The sequence below is a fragment of the Pseudomonas sp. E315 genome (assembly GCF_055406205.1).
The window spans coordinates 158943-182468 of sequence record NZ_JBUZPJ010000001.1; the positions used below are offsets into that span (position 1 = coordinate 158943).

General features: G+C 53.5%; 33 protein-coding genes and 1 tRNA gene. 13 read left to right on the top strand and 21 right to left on the bottom strand.

All coding sequences use genetic code 11. The features are described 5' to 3' along the window. Nucleotides 1–50: 50 nt before the first annotated feature. From aroC to mtnC, 5 genes are all read left to right on the top strand, one after another. Nucleotides 51–1142, top strand: coding sequence for a chorismate synthase (gene aroC, locus ACZRJQ_RS00815; RefSeq protein WP_463976523.1), 1092 nt, complete (start codon nucleotides 51–53; stop codon nucleotides 1140–1142). A gap of 34 nt (nucleotides 1143–1176) precedes the next feature. Continuing rightward, complete coding sequence (locus tag ACZRJQ_RS00820) at nucleotides 1177–2325, top strand: MFS transporter (RefSeq protein WP_463976524.1); 1149 nt, start codon at nucleotides 1177–1179, stop codon at nucleotides 2323–2325. Next, nucleotides 2322–2942, top strand: coding sequence for a methylthioribulose 1-phosphate dehydratase (locus ACZRJQ_RS00825; RefSeq protein ID WP_463976525.1), 621 nt, complete (start codon nucleotides 2322–2324; stop codon nucleotides 2940–2942). The genes ACZRJQ_RS00820 and ACZRJQ_RS00825 overlap by 4 nt, the downstream gene beginning before the upstream one ends. A gap of 102 nt (nucleotides 2943–3044) precedes the next feature. Then, the gene (locus tag ACZRJQ_RS00830; protein ID WP_463976526.1) at nucleotides 3045–3590 is read left to right on the top strand and encodes a 1,2-dihydroxy-3-keto-5-methylthiopentene dioxygenase; all 546 of its coding nucleotides are present in this window, start codon (nucleotides 3045–3047) and stop codon (nucleotides 3588–3590) included. 9 nt (nucleotides 3591–3599) lie between these two features. After that, nucleotides 3600–4283 carry an acireductone synthase gene (gene mtnC / locus ACZRJQ_RS00835; protein WP_463976527.1) on the top strand — a complete coding sequence of 228 codons (684 nt, stop codon included), beginning with the start codon at nucleotides 3600–3602 and terminating at the stop codon, nucleotides 4281–4283. 68 nt (nucleotides 4284–4351) lie between these two features. Here mtnC and ACZRJQ_RS00840 read toward each other — a convergent pair whose 3' ends face one another. Next, the gene (locus tag ACZRJQ_RS00840) at nucleotides 4352–4630 is read right to left on the bottom strand and encodes a DUF3509 domain-containing protein (protein ID WP_463976528.1); all 279 of its coding nucleotides are present in this window, start codon (nucleotides 4628–4630) and stop codon (nucleotides 4352–4354) included. 291 nt (nucleotides 4631–4921) lie between these two features. Here ACZRJQ_RS00840 and ACZRJQ_RS00845 point away from each other — a divergent pair, with 291 nt between their 5' ends. The 5 genes from ACZRJQ_RS00845 to ACZRJQ_RS00865 all read left to right on the top strand — a co-directional run bounded on the left by ACZRJQ_RS00845 (nucleotide 4922) and on the right by ACZRJQ_RS00865 (nucleotide 9746). Next, the gene (locus tag ACZRJQ_RS00845) at nucleotides 4922–5455 is read left to right on the top strand and encodes an ankyrin repeat domain-containing protein (protein WP_463976529.1); all 534 of its coding nucleotides are present in this window, start codon (nucleotides 4922–4924) and stop codon (nucleotides 5453–5455) included. A gap of 71 nt (nucleotides 5456–5526) precedes the next feature. Next, on the top strand, nucleotides 5527–6057 hold the full coding sequence (locus ACZRJQ_RS00850) for a hypothetical protein (protein ID WP_463976530.1): 531 nt from the start codon (nucleotides 5527–5529) through the stop codon (nucleotides 6055–6057). Nucleotides 6058–6141: 84 nt separating this feature from the next. After that, nucleotides 6142–6333 (top strand): PLDc N-terminal domain-containing protein, encoded by a 192-nt coding sequence (locus ACZRJQ_RS00855; RefSeq protein ID WP_463976531.1) that lies wholly within the window; start codon nucleotides 6142–6144, stop codon nucleotides 6331–6333. A gap of 204 nt (nucleotides 6334–6537) precedes the next feature. Continuing rightward, nucleotides 6538–7413 (top strand): polyamine aminopropyltransferase, encoded by an 876-nt coding sequence (speE, locus tag ACZRJQ_RS00860; RefSeq protein ID WP_463976532.1) that lies wholly within the window; start codon nucleotides 6538–6540, stop codon nucleotides 7411–7413. Between the two features lie 257 nt (nucleotides 7414–7670). Continuing rightward, nucleotides 7671–9746, top strand: coding sequence for an LTA synthase family protein (locus ACZRJQ_RS00865; protein WP_463976533.1), 2076 nt, complete (start codon nucleotides 7671–7673; stop codon nucleotides 9744–9746). Nucleotides 9747–9806: 60 nt separating this feature from the next. Here the strand turns inward: ACZRJQ_RS00865 and ACZRJQ_RS00870 are convergent, their stop codons facing one another. After that, nucleotides 9807–9965 carry a DUF3309 family protein gene (locus tag ACZRJQ_RS00870; protein ID WP_463976973.1) on the bottom strand — a complete coding sequence of 53 codons (159 nt, stop codon included), beginning with the start codon at nucleotides 9963–9965 and terminating at the stop codon, nucleotides 9807–9809. 200 nt (nucleotides 9966–10165) lie between these two features. Between ACZRJQ_RS00870 and ACZRJQ_RS00875 the strand changes: the two genes are divergently transcribed. Continuing rightward, on the top strand, nucleotides 10166–10498 hold the full coding sequence (locus tag ACZRJQ_RS00875; RefSeq protein WP_463976534.1) for a YnfA family protein: 333 nt from the start codon (nucleotides 10166–10168) through the stop codon (nucleotides 10496–10498). Nucleotides 10499–10662: 164 nt separating this feature from the next. Further along, the gene (gene csrA, locus ACZRJQ_RS00880; RefSeq protein ID WP_463976535.1) at nucleotides 10663–10866 is read left to right on the top strand and encodes a carbon storage regulator CsrA; all 204 of its coding nucleotides are present in this window, start codon (nucleotides 10663–10665) and stop codon (nucleotides 10864–10866) included. Here csrA and ACZRJQ_RS00885 read toward each other — a convergent pair. The 9 genes from ACZRJQ_RS00885 to ACZRJQ_RS00925 all read right to left on the bottom strand — a co-directional run bounded on the left by ACZRJQ_RS00885 (nucleotide 10863) and on the right by ACZRJQ_RS00925 (nucleotide 15608). Further along, entirely contained in the window at nucleotides 10863–11090 is a 228-nt protein-coding gene (locus tag ACZRJQ_RS00885) for a YheU family protein (protein ID WP_463976536.1), read from the bottom strand. The genes csrA and ACZRJQ_RS00885 overlap by 4 nt on opposite strands. An 87-nt stretch (nucleotides 11091–11177) precedes the next feature. Then, the gene (locus ACZRJQ_RS00890) at nucleotides 11178–12176 is read right to left on the bottom strand and encodes a glutathione S-transferase family protein (protein WP_463976537.1); all 999 of its coding nucleotides are present in this window, start codon (nucleotides 12174–12176) and stop codon (nucleotides 11178–11180) included. Nucleotides 12177–12264: 88 nt separating this feature from the next. Then, the gene (locus ACZRJQ_RS00895; RefSeq protein WP_463976538.1) at nucleotides 12265–13266 is read right to left on the bottom strand and encodes a glycosyl transferase family protein; all 1002 of its coding nucleotides are present in this window, start codon (nucleotides 13264–13266) and stop codon (nucleotides 12265–12267) included. Further along, nucleotides 13263–13598 carry a TusE/DsrC/DsvC family sulfur relay protein gene (locus ACZRJQ_RS00900; RefSeq protein WP_463976539.1) on the bottom strand — a complete coding sequence of 112 codons (336 nt, stop codon included), beginning with the start codon at nucleotides 13596–13598 and terminating at the stop codon, nucleotides 13263–13265. Before ACZRJQ_RS00900 ends, ACZRJQ_RS00895 begins: the two co-directional genes overlap by 4 nt. After that, nucleotides 13595–13894 (bottom strand): sulfurtransferase complex subunit TusB, encoded by a 300-nt coding sequence (tusB, locus tag ACZRJQ_RS00905; RefSeq protein WP_463976540.1) that lies wholly within the window; start codon nucleotides 13892–13894, stop codon nucleotides 13595–13597. The genes ACZRJQ_RS00900 and tusB overlap by 4 nt, the downstream gene beginning before the upstream one ends. After that, complete coding sequence (tusC, locus tag ACZRJQ_RS00910; protein WP_463976541.1) at nucleotides 13894–14256, bottom strand: sulfurtransferase complex subunit TusC; 363 nt, start codon at nucleotides 14254–14256, stop codon at nucleotides 13894–13896. The genes tusB and tusC overlap by 1 nt, the downstream gene beginning before the upstream one ends. A 1-nt stretch (nucleotide 14257) precedes the next feature. Next, nucleotides 14258–14650 carry a sulfurtransferase complex subunit TusD gene (gene tusD, locus ACZRJQ_RS00915; protein WP_463976542.1) on the bottom strand — a complete coding sequence of 131 codons (393 nt, stop codon included), beginning with the start codon at nucleotides 14648–14650 and terminating at the stop codon, nucleotides 14258–14260. An 11-nt stretch (nucleotides 14651–14661) separates the two neighbouring features. After that, nucleotides 14662–14823 (bottom strand): hypothetical protein, encoded by a 162-nt coding sequence (locus ACZRJQ_RS00920; RefSeq protein ID WP_463976543.1) that lies wholly within the window; start codon nucleotides 14821–14823, stop codon nucleotides 14662–14664. 113 nt (nucleotides 14824–14936) lie between these two features. Further along, a complete protein-coding gene (locus tag ACZRJQ_RS00925; RefSeq protein WP_463976544.1) occupies nucleotides 14937–15608 on the bottom strand; it encodes a Bax inhibitor-1/YccA family protein in 672 nt (223 codons plus the stop codon). A 123-nt stretch (nucleotides 15609–15731) separates the two neighbouring features. On the opposite strand from ACZRJQ_RS00925, the gene ACZRJQ_RS00930 reads away from it, so the two are divergent. After that, nucleotides 15732–15819, top strand: a tRNA-Ser gene (locus ACZRJQ_RS00930). 122 nt (nucleotides 15820–15941) lie between these two features. Here the strand turns inward: ACZRJQ_RS00930 and ACZRJQ_RS00935 are convergent. The 10 genes from ACZRJQ_RS00935 to ACZRJQ_RS00980 all read right to left on the bottom strand — a co-directional run bounded on the left by ACZRJQ_RS00935 (nucleotide 15942) and on the right by ACZRJQ_RS00980 (nucleotide 23480). Further along, nucleotides 15942–17108 carry a tyrosine-type recombinase/integrase gene (locus ACZRJQ_RS00935; protein ID WP_463976545.1) on the bottom strand — a complete coding sequence of 389 codons (1167 nt, stop codon included), beginning with the start codon at nucleotides 17106–17108 and terminating at the stop codon, nucleotides 15942–15944. A 547-nt stretch (nucleotides 17109–17655) separates the two neighbouring features. Further along, on the bottom strand, nucleotides 17656–17922 hold the full coding sequence (locus tag ACZRJQ_RS00940; protein ID WP_463976546.1) for a hypothetical protein: 267 nt from the start codon (nucleotides 17920–17922) through the stop codon (nucleotides 17656–17658). Nucleotides 17923–18002: 80 nt separating this feature from the next. Next, the gene (locus tag ACZRJQ_RS00945) at nucleotides 18003–18203 is read right to left on the bottom strand and encodes a hypothetical protein (RefSeq protein ID WP_169863002.1); all 201 of its coding nucleotides are present in this window, start codon (nucleotides 18201–18203) and stop codon (nucleotides 18003–18005) included. A gap of 26 nt (nucleotides 18204–18229) precedes the next feature. Further along, on the bottom strand, nucleotides 18230–19051 hold the full coding sequence (locus ACZRJQ_RS00950; protein ID WP_463976547.1) for a hypothetical protein: 822 nt from the start codon (nucleotides 19049–19051) through the stop codon (nucleotides 18230–18232). A 26-nt stretch (nucleotides 19052–19077) separates the two neighbouring features. After that, nucleotides 19078–21798, bottom strand: coding sequence for a toprim domain-containing protein (locus ACZRJQ_RS00955; RefSeq protein ID WP_463976548.1), 2721 nt, complete (start codon nucleotides 21796–21798; stop codon nucleotides 19078–19080). Between the two features lie 5 nt (nucleotides 21799–21803). Then, nucleotides 21804–22037, bottom strand: a complete 234-nt coding sequence (locus ACZRJQ_RS00960; protein ID WP_463976549.1) for a hypothetical protein — start codon at nucleotides 22035–22037, stop codon at nucleotides 21804–21806. 72 nt (nucleotides 22038–22109) lie between these two features. After that, complete coding sequence (locus tag ACZRJQ_RS00965; RefSeq protein WP_463976550.1) at nucleotides 22110–22481, bottom strand: hypothetical protein; 372 nt, start codon at nucleotides 22479–22481, stop codon at nucleotides 22110–22112. After that, nucleotides 22478–22768: an Ogr/Delta-like zinc finger protein gene (locus tag ACZRJQ_RS00970; RefSeq protein WP_463976551.1), complete on the bottom strand. Its 291-nt coding sequence runs from the start codon at nucleotides 22766–22768 to the stop codon at nucleotides 22478–22480. The genes ACZRJQ_RS00965 and ACZRJQ_RS00970 overlap by 4 nt, the downstream gene beginning before the upstream one ends. Beyond that, nucleotides 22765–23238, bottom strand: a complete 474-nt coding sequence (locus ACZRJQ_RS00975) for a YmfL family putative regulatory protein (protein ID WP_463976552.1) — start codon at nucleotides 23236–23238, stop codon at nucleotides 22765–22767. The genes ACZRJQ_RS00970 and ACZRJQ_RS00975 overlap by 4 nt, the downstream gene beginning before the upstream one ends. 29 nt (nucleotides 23239–23267) lie before the next feature. Continuing rightward, a complete protein-coding gene (locus ACZRJQ_RS00980; RefSeq protein WP_463976553.1) occupies nucleotides 23268–23480 on the bottom strand; it encodes a DNA-binding protein in 213 nt (70 codons plus the stop codon). Nucleotides 23481–23526 lie beyond the last annotated feature (46 nt).

Below are 23526 nucleotides of genomic sequence, written 5' to 3' on the forward strand. Positions count from 1 at the left end.
TTAGTTATCCAGGCTGAGTCCTATCGGCTGATTTTCGCGGAGCGCCCTGCATGTCCGGCAATACCTACGGCAAGCTGTTCACTGTCACCACCGCTGGCGAAAGCCATGGCCCGGCGTTGGTCGCCATTGTTGATGGCTGCCCGCCCGGGCTTGAGCTGTCCCTTGACGACTTGCAACGCGATTTGGATCGCCGTAAGCCCGGCACCAGTCGCCATACGACTCAGCGCCAGGAGGCCGATGAAGTCGAAATCCTCTCCGGCGTATTTGAAGGGCGTACCACCGGTTGCGCCATCGGCCTGTTGATCCGCAACACGGATCAGAAGTCCAAGGACTATTCGGCGATCAAAGACCTGTTTCGCCCGGCGCATGCTGACTACACCTACCATCACAAATATGGCGAACGCGATTATCGCGGCGGTGGTCGCAGTTCTGCCCGTGAAACCGCCATGCGTGTGGCGGCAGGTGCCATTGCTAAAAAGTACCTGGCCACCCAAGGCATTGTGATTCGTGGCTACATGAGCCAACTGGGCCCGATTGAAATTCCGTTCAAAACCTGGGCTTCGGTCGAAGAAAACGCCTTCTTTAGCCCAGACCCGGACAAAGTGCCCGAGCTTGAGGCCTACATGGATCAACTGCGCCGAGATCAAGATTCGGTTGGCGCCAAAATCACGGTAGTGGCTGAAGGCGTGGTTCCGGGTTTGGGTGAGCCTATTTTTGATCGCCTGGATGCTGAGCTGGCGCATGCGCTGATGAGCATCAACGCGGTTAAAGGCATTGAGATTGGTGCCGGTTTTGCCAGCGTCGCTCAGCGTGGCACTGAACACCGCGACGAGATGACCCCGCAGGGCTTTCTCAGCAACAACGCGGGCGGCATCTTGGGCGGCATTTCATCGGGGCAGCCGATTGTTGCGCACTTGGCACTTAAGCCAACGTCGAGCATCACCACGCCGGGCCGTTCGATTGATGTACATGGCAACCCGGTGGACGTCATCACCAAAGGTCGCCATGACCCTTGTGTGGGCATTCGTGCCACGCCGATTGCCGAAGCAATGATGGCCATTGTGCTGATGGATCACTTGTTGCGCCATCGTGGGCAAAATGCCGATGTGCGTGTCAGCACACCTGTGCTGGGCCAGTTGTAATGCAAAGGTTGTTGAGCGCCACGGTCTGACGACGGTGGCGACACTTCCTTACTGGCGACTATCAGGTTTCTATCTTTTCTATTTCGCCTTGCTGGGTGCCACAGCGCCTTTTCTGGCGCTGTATTTCAACCATCTTGGGTTTTCCAGCGCGCGAATAGGCGAGTTGGTCGCCATCCCGATGCTAATGCGATGCGTGGCCCCCAATTTGTGGGGCTGGCTAGGCGACTACACGGGCCAGCGCCTGTTGATTGTCAGGTTAGGTGCGCTCTGTACGCTGCTGAGTTTTAGTCTGATCTTTTTCAGCAAGAGCTATGTCTGGCTGGCGCTGGTGATGGCGTTGCATGCGTTTTTTTGGCATGCCGTGCTGCCGCAATTTGAAGTCATCACTTTCGCTCATTTGCGGGAGCAACCCGAGCGTTATAGCCAAGTGCGTTTGTGGGGGTCGATTGGGTTCATCCTCACGGTGGTGATTCTGGGCCGCTTGTTTGAGTGGTTGAGCCTGGATATTTACCCGGTGGCGCTGGTGGTGATTATGGCCGGGATCGTGTTGTGCAGCTTGTGGGTGCCCAACGCCCAGCCATCCAGTGAAGGGCGCATGTCGCTGGCCGGTGGCTTTTTAAAGCAATTATTCAGCCCCGGCGTGCTGGCGTTTTATGCGTGTGTTGCACTGATGCAAATGAGCCACGGGCCGTATTACACCTTTCTGACCCTGCATCTGGAAAACCTTGGCTACAGCCGCGGTGTTATCGGATTGCTGTGGGCGTTGGGAGTGGTTGCCGAAGTGCTGATGTTTCTAGCCATGCGCCGTATCCTTTTGACGTTTTCAGTACGACGCGTACTGATGATCAGTTTTTTGTTGGCGGCATTGCGTTGGCTGTTGTTGGGAGCTTTTGCCGAGCATCTGTGGGTCTTGTTGCTGGCTCAAGTGCTGCACGCCGCGACCTTCGGCAGTTTTCATGCTTCGGCCATGACCTTTGTGCAACGCAGTTTTGGCCCGGGCCAGCAAGGGCAGGGCCAAGCGTTGTACGCCACCCTGGCCGGAGTAGGGGGCGCGTGCGGCGCACTGTATTCCGGATACAGCTGGAATATGTTGGGCCCCACTATCACCTTTAGTATGGCGAGCGTCGCAGCGTTGGCCGCAGCCGTTATCATTGCCACTCGACTGCAAGAGGACAGGCCATGAGCCTTACCCGTGAACACCTGACTCAAGAAATCATTGAAGCTGGCCGCTTTTTGTATGGTCGTGGCTGGTCGCCCGCCACCAGCAGCAACTATTCGACCCGACTGTCGGCCACCCAAGCACTGCTGACAGTGTCGGGCAAACATAAAGGGCAACTGGGGCTTGATGATGTGCTGGCCACTGACTTGTCCGGCAACAGCCTGGAAGTGGGTAAAAAGCCTTCTGCCGAAACCTTGCTACACACCCAGCTGTACAGCTGGCGCCCAGAGATTGGTGCGGTGTTGCACACGCATTCGGTGAATGCCACTGTGCTTTCGCGTCTGACGCCCGGCGACAGCATCGAGTTTGAAGATTACGAACTGCAAAAGGCCTTTAGTGGCGTTGCGACCCATGTGTCAAAGGTGCAAGTCCCGATTTTTGATAACGACCAAAACATCGAGCGACTGGCAGCCAAGGTTCAGCCGTGGTTGCAGGCTCACCCTGAATGTGTGGGCTACCTGATTCGTGGTCATGGCCTGTATACCTGGGGCGCGCGAATGAGCGATGCGTTGCGTCAGATCGAAGCGTTTGAGTTTTTGTTTGAATGTGAACTCAAAACTCGCGCTGTGCTCAACCGTTAACGCTGACTTCACTGCGAAGAAGCCCATAGCCTGATTTAAACGGCACCCCTGAACGGCCTGTAAAAGCCGGAAGTACTTGCCGAAGCCGAGGAATTACGACCCATGAGCAGCTTGTCCGTTTACCACATCTCGACCCCCGACCTCCCCAACAAAGTGTTGACCCATTTTGATGACATCGCCTCCACGTTGGCCGAGCAGGGCGTGTGCTTTGATCGCTGGCAAGCCAGCACGCCGATTCAGCCCGGCGCCAGTCAGGATGAAGTGATCAGCGCCTATCGCGACCAGATTGATCAACTGATGACTGAGCGTGGCTACATAACAGTCGATGTGATCAGCCTTAACAGTGATCATCCGCAAAAAGCCGAATTGCGAGCCAAGTTTTTGGACGAGCATCGTCACGCGGAAGACGAAGTACGTTTCTTCGTCGCAGGCCGTGGGCTATTTACCCTGCATATCGGTGAGTACGTGTACGCCGTTTTGTGCGAAAAAAACGACTTGATCTCAGTCCCTGCCGGCACCCCGCATTGGTTTGATATGGGTGAGCACCCGCACTTTGTTGCAATTCGCCTGTTTAACAACCCCCAAGGTTGGGTGGCTAATTTCACGGGCGATGACATTGCCAGTCACTTTCCTCGCTTGGACGACTAAGGAATCTGTATGCCGATAAAAGCCATTCTCACTGACATTGAAGGCACAACCAGCGCTGTCAGTTTCGTGTTTGACGTGTTGTTTCCGTTTGCAGCCAAGCACCTGCCAGATTTTATCCGTGAGCATGCTGAAGACCCTGAAGTCGCCATACAGTTAGGGGCCGTGCGTCTGGACAGTGGCGAGCCTGAGGCGGATGTTGAGCGAGTGATTCAAATCCTCCAGCAGTGGATCGCTGAAGATCGCAAGGCCACGCCACTCAAAGCGCTGCAAGGCATGATCTGGAAGCAGGGGTATGAGGCGGGTGAGTTGAAGGGGCATGTTTACCCCGACGCGGTGCAGGCGCTCAAGGCTTGGCATGAGGAGGGGTATGAGCTGTACGTGTATTCGTCGGGCTCAATTCAGGCGCAACAGTTGATCTTTGGTTGTTCTGAGGCGGGCGACCTGACACCGTTGTTCAAGGGGTATTTCGACACCACTTCAGGCCCCAAGCGTGAGGCGCAATCCTATCGGCACATCACCGAGGCGATTGGCTGCCCGGCTGGCAAGATCTTGTTTCTGTCCGACATCGTCGAGGAGTTGGACGCGGCGCAAGAGGCAGGTATGAAAACCTGCGGTTTGGCGCGAGAGGGCGGTGAGTTATCAGGCCACAAAACAGTGAGCACGTTTGCCAAGATCGAGCCAACGGCTGTTTAAGCGGCTTGCCCTTTAGCAACACAGCAAAAAGCCAACAGTCGTTGGCTTTTTTGTTTTTGATTCGGGTATTACGCGTTGTGATACGTCGGCAGGGCAAAGCGGTTTTGGCTTTGCAGCATTGAAATCGCTGGAAGCTCACTGGCTTGGCCTGCCAAATCGCGGCGAATCGCGCTGATTACCCATGTCAGTTGTTCTGCTGTGTGCAACTGAGCGTAAGAAATTGAGCGTTGGCTCTGTTTGCCGTCACTGTCGCACAGCGTCAGCAACACGCCACCATCAGGGCGGGCTTTGGTGGTGACGGTGTAGTTGGAGAACAGCGATGCGAATTTTTCTTGGATCATGCTCATGTGGTTCAGCTCCATTAGCTCATGAAGTGCTATATGGAGTAGGTAGTGCAGAGATTGTGCCACTATTTAAATATTAAAAAGTCCTTATAAATCAATAACTTGAAAATAATCAAAAAATCACATCTCGTGCATTTTGCATGAATGGCCATCGTGCATCCTGCATTTTGCCCACTTCAGCGGCTGTGTTGCGGCTGATGAATAATGGCTATGAGCGTCTTGCACAAAAAATGGATGACACGGGTTGTCAGTCTCTGGACACTACGTTTTTTTGCAGCAGACATGGAGCCTCAAATGTCAGATGACAAGCCAGCAGACCAACCTCGACAGATGACCCCAGAAGAAGCGGCTGATTTTGCCGAACAGGTTTTTAACAAAGCGCGCGAGGGCGATGCCGCGATGCTGGCGGCGTTGCTGAGCAAAGGCCTGCCGCCTAATTTGCGCAATCACAAGGGCGACACCTTGCTGATGCTGGCCAGTTATCACGGTCATGTTGACGCGGTGAAGGTACTGCTTGAGCACAATGCAGACCCTGAAATTCGTAACGACAATGGCCAAAGCCCAATTGCAGGCGCGGCTTTTAAGGGGGACTTGGCAACGGTCCAAACACTGGTCGAGGGCGGTGCTCAGGTTGAAGGGGCATCGTTTGATGGTCGTACTGCGCTAATGATGGCGGCCATGTTTAATCGCGTTGAAATCATTGATTACCTGATCAGCCAAGGTGCAGACCCAAAAGCCAAGGATGCCAACGGCATTACAGCGCTGGACGCTGCCAAAACGATGGGTGCCACCGACAGCGTAGCCAAGCTGGAACAACTGCTGGGTTGATCGCGTGCCCTTGAGGCGCGCAATTGTTATATCCTGCGCGCCCTCAAATTTCCTTGTGACAGGCCTCGCCCATGAAAAACACTCTCGTTGAACTCATCAGCAAAATCAGCTCTGGGTGTATGGGCGACGACGAAATCGTAAACATCGCCGATGAAGCTGCACAGGCTTACGCCGATCAAGCGGGCTTTTTGGCCGCGAACCCGGACATCAACTTTGACGACACCTTTCCCATCCCGTTAGGCGAATGGGTGGTGATCGGCAGCCTCCCAGAGACTGTATTGTTTCAAGCTGACACTTACATGGACCTGTTCGCTCAGATCGTTGCATCCTTTGGCCCGGATGTAGCATTCAACATCAAGCCCAAGCAACTGGCTAAAACTGAGGCGCTGACCGCACTCAATCGGATTCAAATCCAGATGGGCAGCATGAGCCCGGAAAAGGGGGGTTATGTGTTAGTGAACTTAAGCCAGCCACTGGATGACGAGATTCAAGTGGTGCTGGTTTACGGCAACGACGTACCTCGAGTGCTCGAACTGTGCGCTGAAGTAGGCATTGCGGCGCAGCCATCATTGGAAGCCTTGAAAGTGGCTATTCACGTTTAAGGGCTGTCAGGCAGTAATAAATAACGGAACCCTGACCACAGGTGACTATCCTAAGTGAACACGCCTTCACTCAGGAGCAACATCATGGGTTCCACATTTAACGGCCTGATTGGTCTGATCATTTTGGCGCTGGATATTTGGGCCATCATCAATGTGCTCAAAAGCAGCGCACAAACCGGGATGAAAATAGTTTGGGTGCTGTTGATTATCTTCCTGCCGGTACTGGGTCTGGTGATCTGGGCCATCGCTGGGCCACGGGGCAATGTGCGAATTTAAACCGCAGATCAGCGAGTCGCGTGTGTTTGCGCGCGCGCCTGGCTGAGATTGTCAGCGTCAAGGTTCGACCTGTCATGTTCCTCGACGTAGAATGCGCGCCTTTCTTGGGCATTTGAATGCGTAACCGGCTATGCGGTATACGTTTCAACTGTCGATCATGGGCGGGTGACCGTCCGTTGCCACCAGCATTCAAGGGGACTTCCCATGACCGAAGTGCTTAAAACCGACTATCTCGAAACCCTGTACGAAGGCTACGGCCAGCGTTTTCGCATGGACAAGTTGCTCCATGAAGTGCGAACCGATCATCAGCATCTGGTGATCTTCGAAAACCCTGTGATGGGTCGTGTTATGGCGCTGGATGGCGTTATTCAGACCACCGAGGCTGACGAGTTCATCTATCACGAGATGCTGACCCACGTGCCAATTCTGGCCCACGGCACAGTCAAGCGCGTGTTGATCATTGGCGGCGGCGATGGCGGTATGTTGCGTGAAGTCACTAAACACCGTGGCATTGAACACATCACCATGGTGGAGATTGATGGCACTGTGGTCGACATGTGCAAAGAGTTTTTACCCAACCACTCCAAAGGTGCGTACGACGATCCTCGTTTGAATCTGGTGATTGACGACGGTATGCGCTTTGTAGCGACGACCGAAGAGAAATTCGACGTCATCATTTCGGATTCCACCGACCCTATCGGGCCGGGTGAGGTGCTGTTTTCTGAGAACTTCTATCAGGCTTGCCATCGCTGCCTGAATGAAGGCGGTGTGTTGGTGACACAAAACGGCACGCCATTCATGCAACTGAGCGAAGTGCAGACCACGGCAGGCCGCATGCGCAGCCTATTTGCCGATTGGCACTTTTATCAGGCCGCTGTGCCGACTTATATCGGTGGGGCGATGACGTTTGCCTGGGGTTCTACTAATACCGACTACCGCAAGTTGCCACTGGAAACGTTGCGCCAGCGTTATGCGGGCAGCGGCATTGTGACTCGTTACTACAATCCTGAAGTGCACATAGGCGCTTTTGCGCTGCCGCAATATGTATTGCAGGCTGTAAACAAACCCAGCAACGATTAAGATTTTGTTACAACTAGAAAGGGCCGAAAGGCCCTTTCTTGTGTTTCAAACGATGCTTTGCACAAAATTTTCACGTGCTGTTTAAGACAATTTGCGCGCAAAATTTCAGTTCGGCGGCTTGCCACAAGACGTCTATCGAATGTTTTCAGTGCAATGCCGAGCCAACCCCAGCAAAACCCGCGCAGCATCAGTGGGAAACCACCGGTGATCATGCACACAAAGCCACTACCACTCGAACCAATGGGTCCTAAAACGACATGGCAAACCCGGACGCCCTAAAACAACAGCCTGCTGCCAAGCGGGTGTTGCAACCGACTGTCAAATCGCATCTGGCTTTTACGCTGCTCTGTGCCTTGATCATGATGCTGATGTTCACCCTGCTACGGGTGGCATTGCTGGTTTATAACCGCGAAATGATCCTCGACACCCCGGCGTCGACCTTTCTTGAAGCCTTCGTCAACGGCTTGCGCTTTGACCTGCGCATTGTGGTTTACCTCAGTATCCCCTTGCTGCTGGCCGTACTCAGCGTGAAGGCCATGAAGTCGCGCGGTGTCCTGCGTTTTTGGCTGACCGCTGCATCCAGTCTGGCGCTTTTTTTGGGCCTGATGGAGATGGACTTCTATCGTGAGTTCCACCAGCGTCTTAACGGTTTGGTCTTCCAGTATGTGAAGGAAGACCCGAAAACCGTGATGAGCATGCTCTGGTACGGATTTCCCGTGGTGCGCTATTTGCTGGCGTGGGCTGTGGGCACTGCGGTGTTGTACTTCGCGTTCAAAGGCGCAGACCGCGTGACTCGTTCACGCACGTCCGTCAGCGCTGGCGCTGAGGCGGCTACCGCCCCTTTGTTTTCGCGTATTGCAGTGTTTGTTGTGGTTTTGTTGGTGTGTGTTGTGGCCGCTCGTGGCACCTTGCGCCAAGGGCCTCCTCTGCGTTGGGGCGATGCTTACACCACAGACTCCAACTTCGCTAACCAATTAGGGCTCAATGGCTCTCTGTCGTTGATTACTGCCGCAAAAAGCCGTTTCTCTGACGATCGTTCCAACGTCTGGAAGGCCACGCTTGAAGAGCCTGTGGCGGTACAAACGGTTCGCGACATGTTGTTGACCGATCACGACAAGCTCGTTGATCCAGACACAGCCCCGGTGCGTCGTGATACCACACCACCTGCCGAGAGAACGCTGCCGATCAAAAACGTTGTTGTGATTTTGATGGAAAGCTTCGCCGGCCACTCGGTGGGTGCGTTGGGCCGCCCCGGGAACATCACGCCGTACTTCGACAATTTGGCAAAACAAGGTTTGCTGTTTGAGCGTTTCTTCTCAAATGGCACTCATACCCACCAAGGTATGTTCGCCACCATGGCCTGCTTTCCAAACCTGCCGGGCTTTGAGTACCTGATGCAAACCCCGGAAGGCAGCCACAAGCTGTCGGGTCTGCCAGAGCTGTTAAGTGCCCGCAAATTTGACGACGTGTATGTCTATAACGGCGATTTTGCATGGGACAACCAGTCAGGCTTCTTTAGTAACCAAGGTATGACAACCTTTGTTGGTCGTAATGATTTCGTCGACCCCGTGTTCTCAGATCCTACGTGGGGCGTGTCCGATCAAGACATGTTTAACCGTGGCCTGGAGGAGCTGAAAAAGCGCGAAGGCAAAGAGCCGTTTTATGCCTTGCTACAAACACTGTCGAATCACACCCCTTACGCGCTGCCAACACCGTTGCCCGTCGAACCGGTTACTGATCGTGGATCACTGAACGAGCATTTGACGGCAATGCGTTATTCGGACTGGGCTTTGGGGCAGTTCTTCGAAAAGGCACGTAAAGAGCCTTATTTCAACGAAACGCTGTTCGTCGTGGTCGGTGACCATGGTTTTGGTAACGAACAGCAGATTTCCGAGATGGATTTGGGTCGCTTTAACGTTCCATTGTTGTTCATCGGCCCAGGTATCCAAGAGAAGTTCGGCCCACGTAGCGACACGGTAGGGACTCAGGTCGATATCGTGCCGACCATCATGGGGCGCTTGGGTGGCGAGTTCCGTCAGCAATGCTGGGGGCGTGATTTGCTGACCTTGCCTGAAGGCGACAAAGGGTCAGGTGTGATTAAGCCTTCGGGCAGTGATCAGACAGTGGCGATCATCAGTGGCGACCATTTGTTGGTACAACCCAAAGATATGCCTGCCAAGGTTTGGCAGTATCACTTGGGCGCCAACCCTGAGGCTAAGGTGGTCACCGATTCGGCCGTTGAGGCTGAGTTGAAACAGAAACTTGAGTCCTTCCTGCAGACAGCGACCAAGAGTTTGTTGGATAACACCGCGGGTGTTGAAGACCCCAAGTAAGGTGAGCACGCAATAAAAAAGAGGCCCTAGGGCCTCTTTTTTATTGGATTAACATTGGGGCTAGATTTTGCCCAGCAGGAGCAAAATTAATAACACAACCAAGACAGTGCCAATAATGCCAGATGGCCCGTATCCCCAACTCTTAGAGTGTGGAAAGACAGGTAGGCCGCCGACTAAAAGCAAGATCAGGACGATGAGCAAAATGGTGGTCATGGGTATTTCCTTATTGATGTTTTCAGGCGGCGGACGAGATTAGGAAGCGGCTAGAGCAGCAACTGCCAAGGGTCCTTATAAAGTCCGACTTGCTTAGTGCGAGAAAGATTCAACTTTTATGTGAGCGCGAGTGGAAATAACCGAATCTTGCCTGATGACGGGCGCGCGGGTAGGGTGGCGCGCTTGCATATTGATTGAGGCATCACATGCTTAATTACGTTTGGTTTTTTTTGGCCGCAGTGTTTGAAATTGCGGGCTGTTATGGATTTTGGATGTGGTTACGCCAAGGGAAAAGTGCGTGGTGGGCCGTGCCGGCACTGTTGAGCTTGATGTTGTTTGCCTTGCTGCTCACTAAAGTCGAGGCCACGTATGCAGGGCGTGCTTACGCCGCTTATGGCGGGATTTACATCATTACGTCGATAGCTTGGCTGGCAATTGTTGAGCGCATCCGTCCGCTTGGGTCTGACTGGTTAGGTGTCGGCCTATGCGTAATCGGGGCGACAGTTATTTTATTAGGTCCGCGCTTTTCTACGCCCTAGGTGCTTGTCAGTAATCGCAGCAGCGTTTGATGGGAATTTAGAGCGGTATTTGTAGGTGCTTTCTGTTCATTGAGTAGGGCACAGCTTATTCGCTCTGTGGGCATTGAAGCCCCTCATAGCACGGTGCAGTCTTGGTGGCTTAGAACCCCTCAGGATTAAAAGCCATGCTGATTTTCAGTCGTGTCGTAGGCGAGTTTTTCTCGATTGATCACGAGATCAATATTCGAATAATTAGCGTCAACGGTAATCATGTTCGCATAGGGGTTGAGGCCCCCAGGTCTGTAAGCGTTCATCGATCAGAAATCTATGAACGCATACAAAAACAGGAACAAAGCTGCTTGCCCAAAGCAGCGGCGATCAAGCCTTAATCAAAGAACTCTTTTGGCACGGCATGCTTGGGCATCAACTGACATTGCTGGCTCTCAAGATCAAAAAATATCACCGCCTGACCTTTGCTCAAGGCGTGTCGCACTCGTAAGACGCGTGTCTCTTGTGGGGTCTCATCACCATTGTCGGTGCCATCACGGCTGACGAAGTCTTCAATGAGCCGTGTGAGGGTGTCAGGTTCTAGCTGGTCGTAAGGAATAAGCATGGGACGCTCTCGTAAACAGTGCTGACGATGCTACTGGCCTGAGGCCTTGGCGGCTAGCCTTGGCGCAATCTGTTAATTAGGCACTGTTTAATTTTGCCAAATGCCATTACTGGTCAGGTGCGTGCGGTCATGCGCACGTGTGAAATCCAGTGCCGGGCCTTTGGGAATGATCCCTGTGGGGTTAATCGTTCGATGGCTTGCGTAGTAGTGCCCTTTGATGTGGGTAAAGTCCACGGTCTGCGCAATGCCAGGCCATTGGAACAGTTCGCGTAGCCAGTTAGACAAATTTGAATAGTCCGCAATACGCCGTTCATTGCATTTGAAGTGGCTGTAGTACACCGCGTCGAAGCGAATCAGGGTTGTGAACAATCGGACGTCGGCTTCAGTCAGGTATTCACCTGCCAGAAAACGGTGCTGATTCAGATGTGTTTCCAACTGGTCCAACTCTCGAAAAACATCATTGAATGCCAGTTCGTAAGCCGATTGCGATGTAGCGAAGCCGGCACGATAGACACCATTGTTGACTGCCGGGTAAATCCTTTCATTCCAACTATCGATTTGAGTCGCCAGCGGCAATGGGTACAGGTTCAGCGTATTACCTGTTAAATCGTTAAAGGCCGTATTAAACATACGAATGATGTCAGCCGATTCGTTGCTGACAATCCGTTGCAGATGCTTATCCCAGAGGACAGGCACTGTGACGCGGCCTGTGTAGTCGGCCGCGTCTCGCGTGTAGCGTTGGTGCAGGAAGTCCAGCCCGTCCAAGCGATCACCTGTCGACCCAAAAGCTGAATCGAAAGTCCAGCCGTTTTCCAGCATCAACCAACTGACCACTGACACGTCGATGAGTGATTCAAGGTCTTTGAGTTGTCGAGTAATAAGCGTGCGATGGGCCCAAGGGCAGGCAAGGGATACATATAAGTGATAACGGCCTGCCTCGGCCATGAAGCCGCCGGAGCCTGTTGGGCCTGGAGCGCCATCGACTGTGACCCAGTTGCGACGTTGTGCCTGCTCGCGCTGGAACGCGCCATCTTTGGTGCTCGCGTACCACTGGTCATTCCAGCGTCCATCAATCAATAGGCCCATGTGATGCTCCTCGGCAGTTTTGCGTTGGAACCCAGTCTAATGGGCTAAGTTCGAACGAATAGTGCAAAAGGTGGGCGTAAACGATCAGTTAAATCGATTTGTTGCGGTTATCCCAATAGCGTTGGGCCAGTTCGAATGCCTGTTCTCGAGGGTGTCCTAAGCCGCGCAAGGCCAGTGCCATCGTCGAGAGCAGAGCCAGTTGCGGGTAGCTGTCTTCGACCTCTCCTCGCCACAGTGCTTTGAGGTGATCGGGCTCCAATGATGACGGCTTGACGTGGCGCTGTGCAGATAAAGCGGGCCATTCTTCGTCCCAATTAACCCCCGCAGCAGTCCCATAAAGATGGCTGGCGGTGTCGGGATTGATTTCGATTTCACCGCCATCACCTTTGATTACGATGCTGCTATCACCCAGTAAACGGCTGGCCTCACGGTGGACACTTTGATAACCGGGATGGAAGATGCTTTGTAGTGCGCAACGGGCATTTAGCGGGTTCAAGAGGCGTGCTAATGAATGTATCGGAGAGCGCAGGCCCAAAATATTGCGCAGGTCGATCATCCGCTGCAATTGAGGGGCCCAATCCTGAAGTGGGATAAAGGCCAAGTTGCCTTGATCTAACGAGTATTCGACGTTTTCCCAATCCCGGCACAACGGGATAGCCAGGTCATCGAGCAGTTGCTCGCTGTAAAGGCGCCCGGCTGTATGAGCGCCGCCGCCATGCATTAATATCCGCACACCGTTCTGCGCCAGGCATTTGGCTGCCAGCAAGTACCAAGGCAAGTGACGTTTTTTGCCTGCGTAAGTCGGCCAGTCGATATCGACCTTAATAGCTAGAGCTGTCAGACGTTCACGTACGGCCTCGGTAAAGCCTGCTAATTCTTCAGGGCTTTCCTCTTTATGCCGGAGCAGCATCAGGAAGGCGCCCAATTGTGTGTCCTCGACTTTTTCGTCAAGGAGCATCCCCATCGCTTCGCGGGCCTCCTCGCGAGTCAGGTTACGTGCGCCACGTTTGCCTTTACCCAAAATGCGCACAAATGCTGCAAAAGGGTGTTCTGCGGGCGTCTCAAGCAATAGCGGAACTTGGCTGTTCATAGGCAGTTGGTCGGCTTCGGCAGGCCCGCGAGTTTAGCGGCGAGCTTGGCTGGAGTGCCGTTGAACAAACGATTGAGGTGCATGCTATTGCCTTTTTCGGCGCCCAGTTTGAGTGCGGCGTATTTGATCAGCGGGCGAGTGGCAGGGGAGAGTTGGAACTCTTGGTAAAAACTGCGTAACAGCTCAATAATTTCCCAATGCTCGGGGCTTAGCTCAAGGCCTGCTTGTGCGGCCAGAGCATGAGCGACTTCGGAAGACCAATCATTAAGGTCAAGCAGATAGCCATCTTTATCCAGCTCTATACTTTTGCCGTTGAGATTAAGTGCGGTCATAACCAGCTGTTCACCTTGTCATAACGCACTGACAGCTCGACGAAAGCAGGGTAGTCAATGCTGGTCGCCCAACGAGGGCACTCAAGATTGCGTGCAGCCAGATCCTCAGCCAATAAAAAAAGCGTGAGCGTTTCTGTCTTCTGCTCAATTGCTTTTAGCGGTTGGCTGCCGGGCTGTAAGGCATAAACGGCATCACCACACAAAAGCAGGGCATCCTGGTTGCCAATAATACGTAAGCAACTGCTCAGGCGAGTGTCTGAAAAAGGTGAGTGGCTTAGAACATGTAGGGTCGACATCAGAGAGTTATCACTTGGTCATAGCGATCAATAATTGCGGCGACTTCTTCGGCAAGCAACGGCTGCAGGGTATCCACAATAAAGTTTTCGGGAAATATGCCACGTTCTGCCAAGCTGTCACTGCACACAAAGAGCTCTTCTACCCCAAACAATGAGAGCGCTTGTAAATTGGCGCTTAAGTCTTTTTGCTGCAACGCTGCGGCGCTTTGTTTGGGTATGAGCTGGAACACCCCGTCATCCATAAACATCAGACCAATCGGCAAATCGAAAGCGCCACCTGCCAACGCGATGTCCAAGGCTTCTTTAGCGCTGGGACCGGACCAGGGTGCTTGACGACTGATAATCAGAAGCGACTTAGGCATATCAAGGCCCTCCAAAGCAGATCAGTCGATCTGCTGACTGAATGGCGTCGTGCAATTGCCCAAGCCCTGACAACTCCCACGGCGCTTTCAAATTGGCTGCCGGGCGTTGATAGCGTGAGGCTTCATCTTCATTTAGTACGCCCCGACGTAAGGCGGCAGCAATGCACACCACGCCATCAAGCTGGTTATGACTGACAAACGTTGCCCATTGTTGCGCAAGGTCTTGCTCATCCTGCGGCGTCACAATATTGCTAGAGGCGCTGTGAACACCGTCTTGGTAAAAGAACAGACGCACAATTTCATGACCTCCCGCGAGTGCAGCTTCGGCAAAGCGCAGGGCGCGGCGAGAGGAGGGCGCATGGGCTGCTGAATAAAGGGCAATGGCAAATTTCATGGTGGGCTCTGTCAGCAAATCTGCCGCAATGATAAAGCCAGATGCCCAAAGAAGCTTGCAACAGGTAATAAAATAGCTTCGGCATCAATGAAATCGTTTTCGTTACCCTTAAGGAAGGGGAGATGAAAACTATGCTTGCTCAGAGAGATCCCGATTAGTGTTGGCTCGCTCATGATGATGGCCTCCAAAAAACACAACACCCTGCGAAAGCGTAGCCCTCGCAGGGTGTGGGGTGACCTTCTCATTAGCCTGCCGAAGCGGGCTTTTTAGGTATTGCGATTACTGATTAATCGTCGCGGCTCATGATGCCGAAAATTTGCAGCAAGCTGATGAACAGGTTGTAGATCGATACATACAGGCTGATGGTAGCCATGATGTAGTTGCGCTCGCCGCCATGGATGATGGCGCTGGTCTGGAACAAGATGCAAACCGACGAAAACAACACGAAACCAGCGCTGATCGCCAGTTGCAGGCCGCTTACCTGAAAGAAGAAGCTAGCCAGTGTTGCGCCCAGCAGAACAAAGAAACCCGCAGTAATGAAACCGCCGAGAAAACTCATGTCCTTGCGAGTGATCAACACATAGGCGGACAGACCACCAAACACCAGCGCGGTCATTGCGAATGCAGAGCTCACTACTTCGGCGCCGCCTTGCATACCGAGGTACCGGTTAAGGATCGGGCCCAGCAAGAACCCCATGAAACCGGTTAGAGCAAAAGCAGACACAAGGCCCCAAGCAGAGTTGCGCAGTTTGTTGGTCAAAAAGAACAGCCCGTAAAAGCCGATGAGCACAACGAAAATATTAGGGTAGCCGACACGCATCTGCTGGGAAATGTAAGCCATCACCCCGCTGAAAGCCAAAGTCAGTGCCAGTAAACCGTAAGTGTTGCGCAGGACACGGCTAACCTCTAGCTGCTCGGCCTGCACGCTGTTATGAACCGCGTAATCCTGTTCGCGCATTGCGATACTCCTGTGTTTTGAAATGTTAAGTAGCAAAGATCATAGCAGAGGCTCTGTAACAATCGATCAAGAGAGTTTGACAACGTGTTTCGTTCAGGTATTATGGCGCCCGAAACAACGTTAGGAGGTGTGGCCGAGTGGTTTAAGGCAACGGTCTTGAAAACCGTCGACTGTAACAGGTCCATGAGTTCGAATCCCATCGCCTCCGCCATACAAGCCCTTGTTTCTAAAGCAGTTCGCTGAAACTTAATACGGTTTTGGGAACAATTTGGGAACTTTCAATGGCAAAAGCAAAGGGGAAGTCACTGAAAAGCGACTTCCCCTTTGTCGTTTCTACAGTCCCAATGACTTATTCAGAATTCCCACCACATCCGGGCCGTCCTGGCGGATGAATTTGGCGTAATGCTTAAAAATCATAGCAGTTGACGTGTGTCCCAGTTGGTCCGCAATCCATTCAGGTGTTGCCAGGCCACTGCTGAGCATTTGACTGGCAAAAGTGTGCCGGCATTGATTTGGGCCGCGCCACCTAACCCCGGCTTTGGCTAAGTGATCTTTCCACCAGTGTTTACACAAGGTGTCCGAAGTTGGATAAGCCTTGCCGCTGGAGCCATTGTGAAAAACAAAACGTACTTTTTGTTGGCGCAACGTCCTGTTGTCCCTGTCGATGACCTCGATTTCCACGGGCGGCAAACCCTGTGTAAATTTGGCTTGAGCTTGTAGGGCACGCAGTGCAGGGGCGAGCAGGGCGACCTTTCGGGTCGAACGTCGAGTCTTGGTCACCTTGTACTGACTTTTTACCCGTGCTCGTCTGAACATCACCGTGCCGGCGACCAGGTCTACGTCCTCCCAGGCCAATGCAATAGCTTCGCTGACCCTGGGGCCGGCCCAGATCATAAACTCAGCAAGATTAGGCTCCTGCGGGCGGTTCGAGTCGGTTGTAAGGATTTTGTTGATCTCGTCGCGAGTGAACGGGTCAGGGTCTTCAGCGTCAGGCAAGGTAATCACGATGCCATCGGTTGGGTCATGAGCAATTTTGTTGCGGGTTCGGTACAAGCGAAAAATTTGCCTCATATTGCTGACGATTTCTCGGATCGTTTTGTTGTGTAGCGTGCTCATCAGTTCTCTCTGTATCCAGTCTTGAATGTCCAAGTGATCAATCTGGTCTGCTTGGCAATTCCCCCATTTAGGGCGGATGTGATTTTCGATTCGGCTGGTGTAGCCCTTGTACCCCGACCGTGAGATTTGATTGACCTTGATGTTCAGCCACAGATCAATGTATTGGCCGAAGGTGTTGGTTTTCACGCGGGGAGAATCAGGAAAGTGGCGGGCATAATTGAAAACCCCGAGTTTTATTTCATGGTTGATGATGCCAACGATTCGCTCAGCGTTGGCAATATCTGCAGGCGAGCCATTGCCAAGAACTGTTTCGCGACAAAGCTCACCTTTATATTTGAAATACACACGGACATTGGTGCCACGCACTTCGACGCCGTCAGCCATAACTGCTTGCTCACTTGATGTAGCTAAATTTTAGACGCAAAAAAGGCCCGCTTTCGGGCCTTAAGGCGCTTCTCTATGCACAGACTCAGATTCGGTGGCTTTTCCATTGCCGTAGCTGAGTCAGGGCGTAATGTGGTTAAGATCGCATCACCTGGGTGATGAGTTAACCAGACGCTTCACGGGGCTGTTCTAGGAGCATGACTGCTGCTCTTGCGCGCCGCTGAGCATTCAAAGCCTGCCGCCGTTTGCTACATAAGGAGTGGTTGCCGTGAGCGCGGACCTTACTGCATTGGTCGCAGACACTGGTCAAGTCCATATTCCAAGGGAAACCTCTGCCATTCTCAGCCATGACATTTAGCCTCGCGTAGTTGAGTAACGATCGACTGAATGCCAGTCGCGTAACTTTCCGGGTGTTTCGTAGCGGTGTGCTGAAGGTTGTTGGCAATTGTATTTATGTCGCTCTGGATAAAGCGCCTGTTGTTGCCAGATTTGGCTGATTCCAGTACTTCAATTGCATAGCGCCGACCTTCCAAAAATTCCACATGGCTCACAGCGCATCTCCGAGCAAAGCCTTGGTCAGCGCATTGGGTTGGCCTTCAGGCGTCAGCTTGCTTAGCGGTTGCATGCTTCTGCGCCCATTGCGCGATTTGACTGTTGCTACTTCCCCATTGATAACGATGATTTCGCCCATGCGGGCGCTGAGCTGATAACCATTGGCTGTGCCTGTCATCACCACATACGACACCTTGTCACCGATGTTGAATTCGTTCGTGCTAGCCTCTGCGATGCTGCTGCTCGGGTGTTCTGCTTTCATGGTATGGCTCCTGGTGGTAGTTGGTGTCGGGGAGGTACGAACTCCTCGACACCCTTTTCAATTTTCGGATTGCTCCGGCATCACTTGATCAATATTTTCTGCTTGTCTTCGATCACGTAGACATTCACGTCCTCTAAGCGAAAACGCCCGCCGACTCCCCCTACAACGACATAGCCGCCGATATCGGGTTCGATATGGATTGGAAAGGGCGATTCTTGCCAGTCAGCTTGATAGGCGTATTTGCTGTCTCCCTGGATCTCGGCATAGAGCTGCTGTGGCATGTCAGAACTCCTATTTAGGTGATTGATCAATACGGCACAAAGTCAGCACATACGCTGTATTTCACGGATCTCAACGCGGCGAGTTGTTGTTTGTTGCTGAGGCCGAGTATCAGGTTGAGTACGTCAATTAAAGCCATGAGTTGCCCGCCGTTTTTGGCAGCTCGCGCACTCAACTGATCTGCATGCTCCTTAAGCAAGGCGGCGGTGTAGGTAGGGGCGAGCTTGTTGATGTCGTTGAGAAACTTGGTTGTGTTACGGGTGATAGCCAGACCGAAAATGCCTGCTTTTTCAGCGCTCAGTTGAATCAGGTTTTCAGCCTGTTGGCGGTTGGCGTGATGTGATTTATTCAAAACGATGCGAGCAAGCCTGCTTTCCACTGCCTCGCTGTACTCGGCGGGTTGGTTCGCGCAGATCACCAGCGCGCCTTTGAATGTGTGTTCAATACTTTCAGCGGTGTCCCCTGAATGGATGGAAAAAGTAGCGTTGTTGTAAAGCGCCTTTAGTTCATCCCAATCGAACTCGCTTTCTGTTGGCTCTGTGGGTTCATAGATAACCACTCGGTTGGCTGGGTTTGTGATGGTTCTGATGCGTGCTGCGCGTGTAGTTCGCACTGGGTCGTGATGCGATACCGACTGCGGGCCAGTCAGTTTCGACAAGTACTCCAGCAAAAACGTCTTGCCGCTTCCTGCTTCGCCGCAGATATGCAGAAAAGGGAAGCTCCACTGTTCTTCGCGGATGGGCTCAGCCAATTGCCCGCCGAGCCACCAAGCCATTGCGACAATCCCTCGGTCACCAAAAAGCGCATAAAAGTCGTCAAAGCGAATTGCCGGTTTCAGTTCGTTTTGCATCGTGTTGCTCCTGTAGGTACAGCGGTTTAAGCGCTCTGGAAAATCCAGCAGCGCACGGTTTTGGGTTTATCGAACAAAGGATTTGCTGCCGACTGCGCTGCACGGATAACGCTGTAGGTCGGTTTGTTGGTTTCCAGCAGCTTGCGGCTGCGGCAGTCGACCAGCAGGGCGCGTAAGGTTTTGAGGTCGGTCAGGTTCTGGCGATGCTCGCTGGCCTTTTCGGCGAATTCGTTGAGGTTGATGGCGATCAGCTTTGTATCGTTGCTGTGGTTGACCTGCTGGCCTTCGCCCAGGCTTTCGAGGTAGTCGTAAACTTCCCAGAACTCGGCCACCGATGGGTGATCGGCGCTGATCGCCGATTGGCGCTCAAGAGCCATCGTCACCAGTTGCTGCTGAGTGGTAGCCAACTGGTTTTCATCCAGCGGGCAGATCAAGCGCAGGCAATCGAGCAGGGCCAGCATTTGGCTGTGGTTTTTGATGATTCGCTCGACGCGGATTTCTTTGAGCTTGCGCAGGCGTTCTTCGTGGACGATCACGCGCTCGGCAAACTTGACCATCACCTGTGGCTCTGCACGCACGGCTTTCAGCAAAAAGTGGCTCAGCCGCTCGACCGGGATCTGGTTCAAGTTGTCAGCGGCTATGCGGCTTTCTGTCGTCACCGCAGGGCGTGCGAAGTGCAGTTTGACGATACGGGTCAGTATCGCTTCGGAGGCGCTGACAGCGGCGTTTTGGCTGATGGCAATCGTGGCGCGAAACGGCGGTTCGTGGGTCTCGTTACCGCTGGTTTTCATGCCTTTAGTGCCCAAGGTGCCGCCGCCGAAAAACTCTTTCAGCTCGTCCCAATCAAAGCCCTTGGCGTGCAACTTGTCGGGCTCGTTGCGGTCACCTTCGATCAAAACCACCGGCATGTTGGACACTTGGCCCATCGCCCGTTGACGTCCTGCACGGGTTGATTTGGACGGGTCGAAACCTTCCTTTTCCTGTCCCAGCAGTTTCCACAGAAAGGTCAGCAACGTGGTTTTACCCGCGCCGGCTTCACCCGTGGCTTCCAGAAAAGGGAAGGATTTGTACTGCGCCCGGATTTGCTCAGCGAACAGCGAGCCAAACCAGAAGGTCAGTGCGACCAATCCGTTGGCACCGAAACACGTCCACAGCATGGGTAGCCAGTCTTCGCGGTACTCCTTAGCGTCGCGCTGGATGTGCATCGGGTTGGATTTTTGCAGCGTCTTCAAACGCAGCTTGCCGAACTCGAAGTAGTCCTCTTTGTTGACCTCGCTGAGCACGCCGTTGCGCACGGCGATGTCGCCGAACACATAGCTGCCGTGCTGTTTGCTGTAACCGATAAAGTCGATGGTTTCGACAGTTTTCAGGCCAAACAGCTGGTCTTTCATGATTTTGTCGAGGTGTTGGCCGCTGCCGGTAAACACTGCGCCGGCTGCCATCCCGAGCAGGCGCTTTTTAAACTCGCTGGCTGCTGCTACCTGACCACCGGTGAAGGTGTTTTTGACGCTGCCACCGTCATGGGGGAAGTCGATGCGGAAGTAGTACCAGGACTCGTCCGTCACTTCGTTGCGTTGGAAATACAACGCTTGTGGGTAGCAGTTAGCGATTTCCACCACGCCGCCGCATTGGCGCAAGGCCTTGTCGCGGCGCTGTTTATCAGTGAGTACCTGGTCTTCTTGGCGCTCAGAAGAGTCGAGGGTTTGCATGGCCTTATCGAACTTCAATAAATCCATCTTGAACCAGTACAGGCGGCTGTCGAATCCGAAGTGGAACTCGTGCCGTTCGCGCCATTCGTACATCAGCACGCCTTTCTCAGCGGCGCTTTCCGCAATCAACAGAGCACCGTGATACCGGGCTGCTTTCAGGTCTTGGTCTATGCGGTCTGCGCGTTTATCAAGGTCGTCGATTACGACCCAGCGCTGGTGCAGGTCATTCCAGTCGTGCTTGCGGTTGTCCTGCTGCGGGATTTGCGCGGCCTCGCAGACATAGCCGAGGTCGCGTGCCATTCGCACCCAGCGCTTGGTGTAACGGTGCGCGCCGGGCTCGTTGTCCAGTGCCCAAATAAGCTTGGGCAACTTACCGCCGCGCTGCCGCGAAAGCTCTTTCAGGGATTCTTCGGGAAAGGCGTTGGATGACATGGCCGAGACAGCGGCGATGTCGTGGTGTACCAGGGCAATGGCATCGAAAATGCCTTCGACAATCCACAGCTCTTTGACTTCAAGCAGATCAACACAAGGCGGACACCACCAGACACCCTTGTAGCTTTCGCCTTGTTTAAAACGTGCTTTCTGTTTGCCGAAGCGGTGAGGGCGGTCGATCAGTCGTTCCCAGTAACCCCCTTTCTCAAGGGCGAAACGCACCGTCGCGCTGCCAGCATTGTGTTGGGCCGAGTAAAAGGAGTCCTGGGTAAACCAGCCCTGAATCAACTCAAAACGAAAGCCGCGGGCAAACTCCAGATAGGCGCGGGCGGTCGCATTGGGATACTGGTCGGTTGAAGGCGCACGTTTAGTCCAGTCGTAAAACAAGTCCTCGTACAGTTCTTTGACGTGCCAGCTCTGTGTGCATTTGCCTTCCCTGCCGCAAATGATCAGCCACGGGTTTTTGTGGTGGGTGTATAGCTCTTTTTTGCCGCATGCCGGGCAACGACCGCCACGCATAAAGTGGGTGCCTGAGCGGTGTTTAAGCTCGTAGTCGCTCTCAAGTCGCTTGAGCACTTCGGCGCGCAGTTCATGTTCCATATTCATCGGGATTACTTCACTGCTCTGAGGCTGTGTGTGAGCGCGCCCAGCAGGCGCTTTTGGGCTGCCATCACCGGCATGGCATTGAGAATGGAGCCATGACGCAAGCCTTCGGGGATCAGCCGGAACTCGTCGGCGTACCAGACTTCGTTGAGTGCCTGGCTATAGCGCCCGCGCAGTTCGGCAAGCAGCAGCTCAGCCTCTTGCTGGGTCAGTTCGGCGCTGATTTCGACCGGCTGTTTCATGGTCCACCTCAAATTTCGGGCGTAGCTCACCCAAACCCATTGCAAACAGGTCTGGAGAAAAGTGTTTAAGAGTTAGGGCGTAACGAGGCGCAGTCGGCGATTGTCCGTTGCGTTGATGATGCGCTCGTAAATCAGATTGACCGGAACAGCCCACGTCAGGCCGCTGGAAGGGTCTGTCACAACAGCAACAGAGGTAGAACTAGCGTTCACATCCAATTGGTGCCTGTTGCTGCTGCACTTCAGCTCGCCATAGGCACGGGTTACCAGCTTCTCAGCAGTGTGCTGCGGCACTTCCAGGCTGCCTGACAAATGCTGAACCGCACGGCTAAACAGCAGTTGATCATTGCCCAAGTGTTCAGCTTGATGACGCTGCAAAAAGAACAGCGCCGCCAACTGCATGCTGGTCTGATATTCCTGATGCTCGGTGTGAGTTGCCGTATTCATATCGCACGCTCCATTTCCAGTTGATCCAGCAGGTCGGGGTGATCGGTGGTGGTCGTCATCGCCGCACGGCGTAGAGCGACATTGGCAATCGGCAGCTTGACCGAGGGATTCGCCATACCGCTCGGGCTCATCTCGTGGGTCATTTCAAACTCAGCGCGCCCCGACCAACCGCAGGCTTCGTTGGTGCATTGCAGGTAAGCGACACGCAGAAAAATGTGCGTGCCTTCGCTGGTGCGGATTCGCATGCGGGACAGGCAGTGAGGGCATACAAGCTTGTAGGTGCTCATGACGCGGCTCCTGCGCTGTAGAGCTGGATAGTCGCGAGCACTTCGGCGTAGCGAGCTGACATATAAAGGCTCAAGGCGTTGATGATGGCTTCGGCTTCATGCTTCTCGATCACGCCATCGTCTAACGCCTGCGCAATGATTTGATCGACACAACCGCGCTTGGCGGCGGCTTTAACTGAACGGCTGAATAAATCGACGTTATCCAGCGTGCCCGGTGCAGCCAACGGCACAAACATGCCGCCGTACATCGTGGCTATGTAGCTGGGCAGAAAGGTCGTACCGGCTTGCTGCTCAAGCCTGAAAATGTGCTCATCCGTCAACGGGCGGCTGCCGGCGTTTTCGTAAGCCTGGTTATCAAACTTTTTGAGATTCATGCCGAGGTTGGCAGCGGCATACGCTCGGCCACCGGGATAACTACAAATCACTGCACTGACCACGTCTTTTCGGGTGCCTAGAACTGGGCGTTTCATCTTCTGGTTTCTCCCTGGAGTCAGAGGCCCTAGTTTGTAATCACGCCGTCTTTGATGCCGAGTAAAACGGCAGCGCGGTGAGCTTCTCCACGCAAACATTTTTTCTGCCCATTGAGCACTGCGTAGACGGTAGACGGATTGAATTCGTGCTTCTCAGCCCACTCTTTTGTTGTGATGCCGAGTCGTCCCAGGCGTTCACGGGCTTCTAGGCATGCTTGCTCTATGTAGGATGCGTTCGGCATAGTCTCTGATCGTGTGATTTCGTGTGATGATAGTCTAATTACTTCC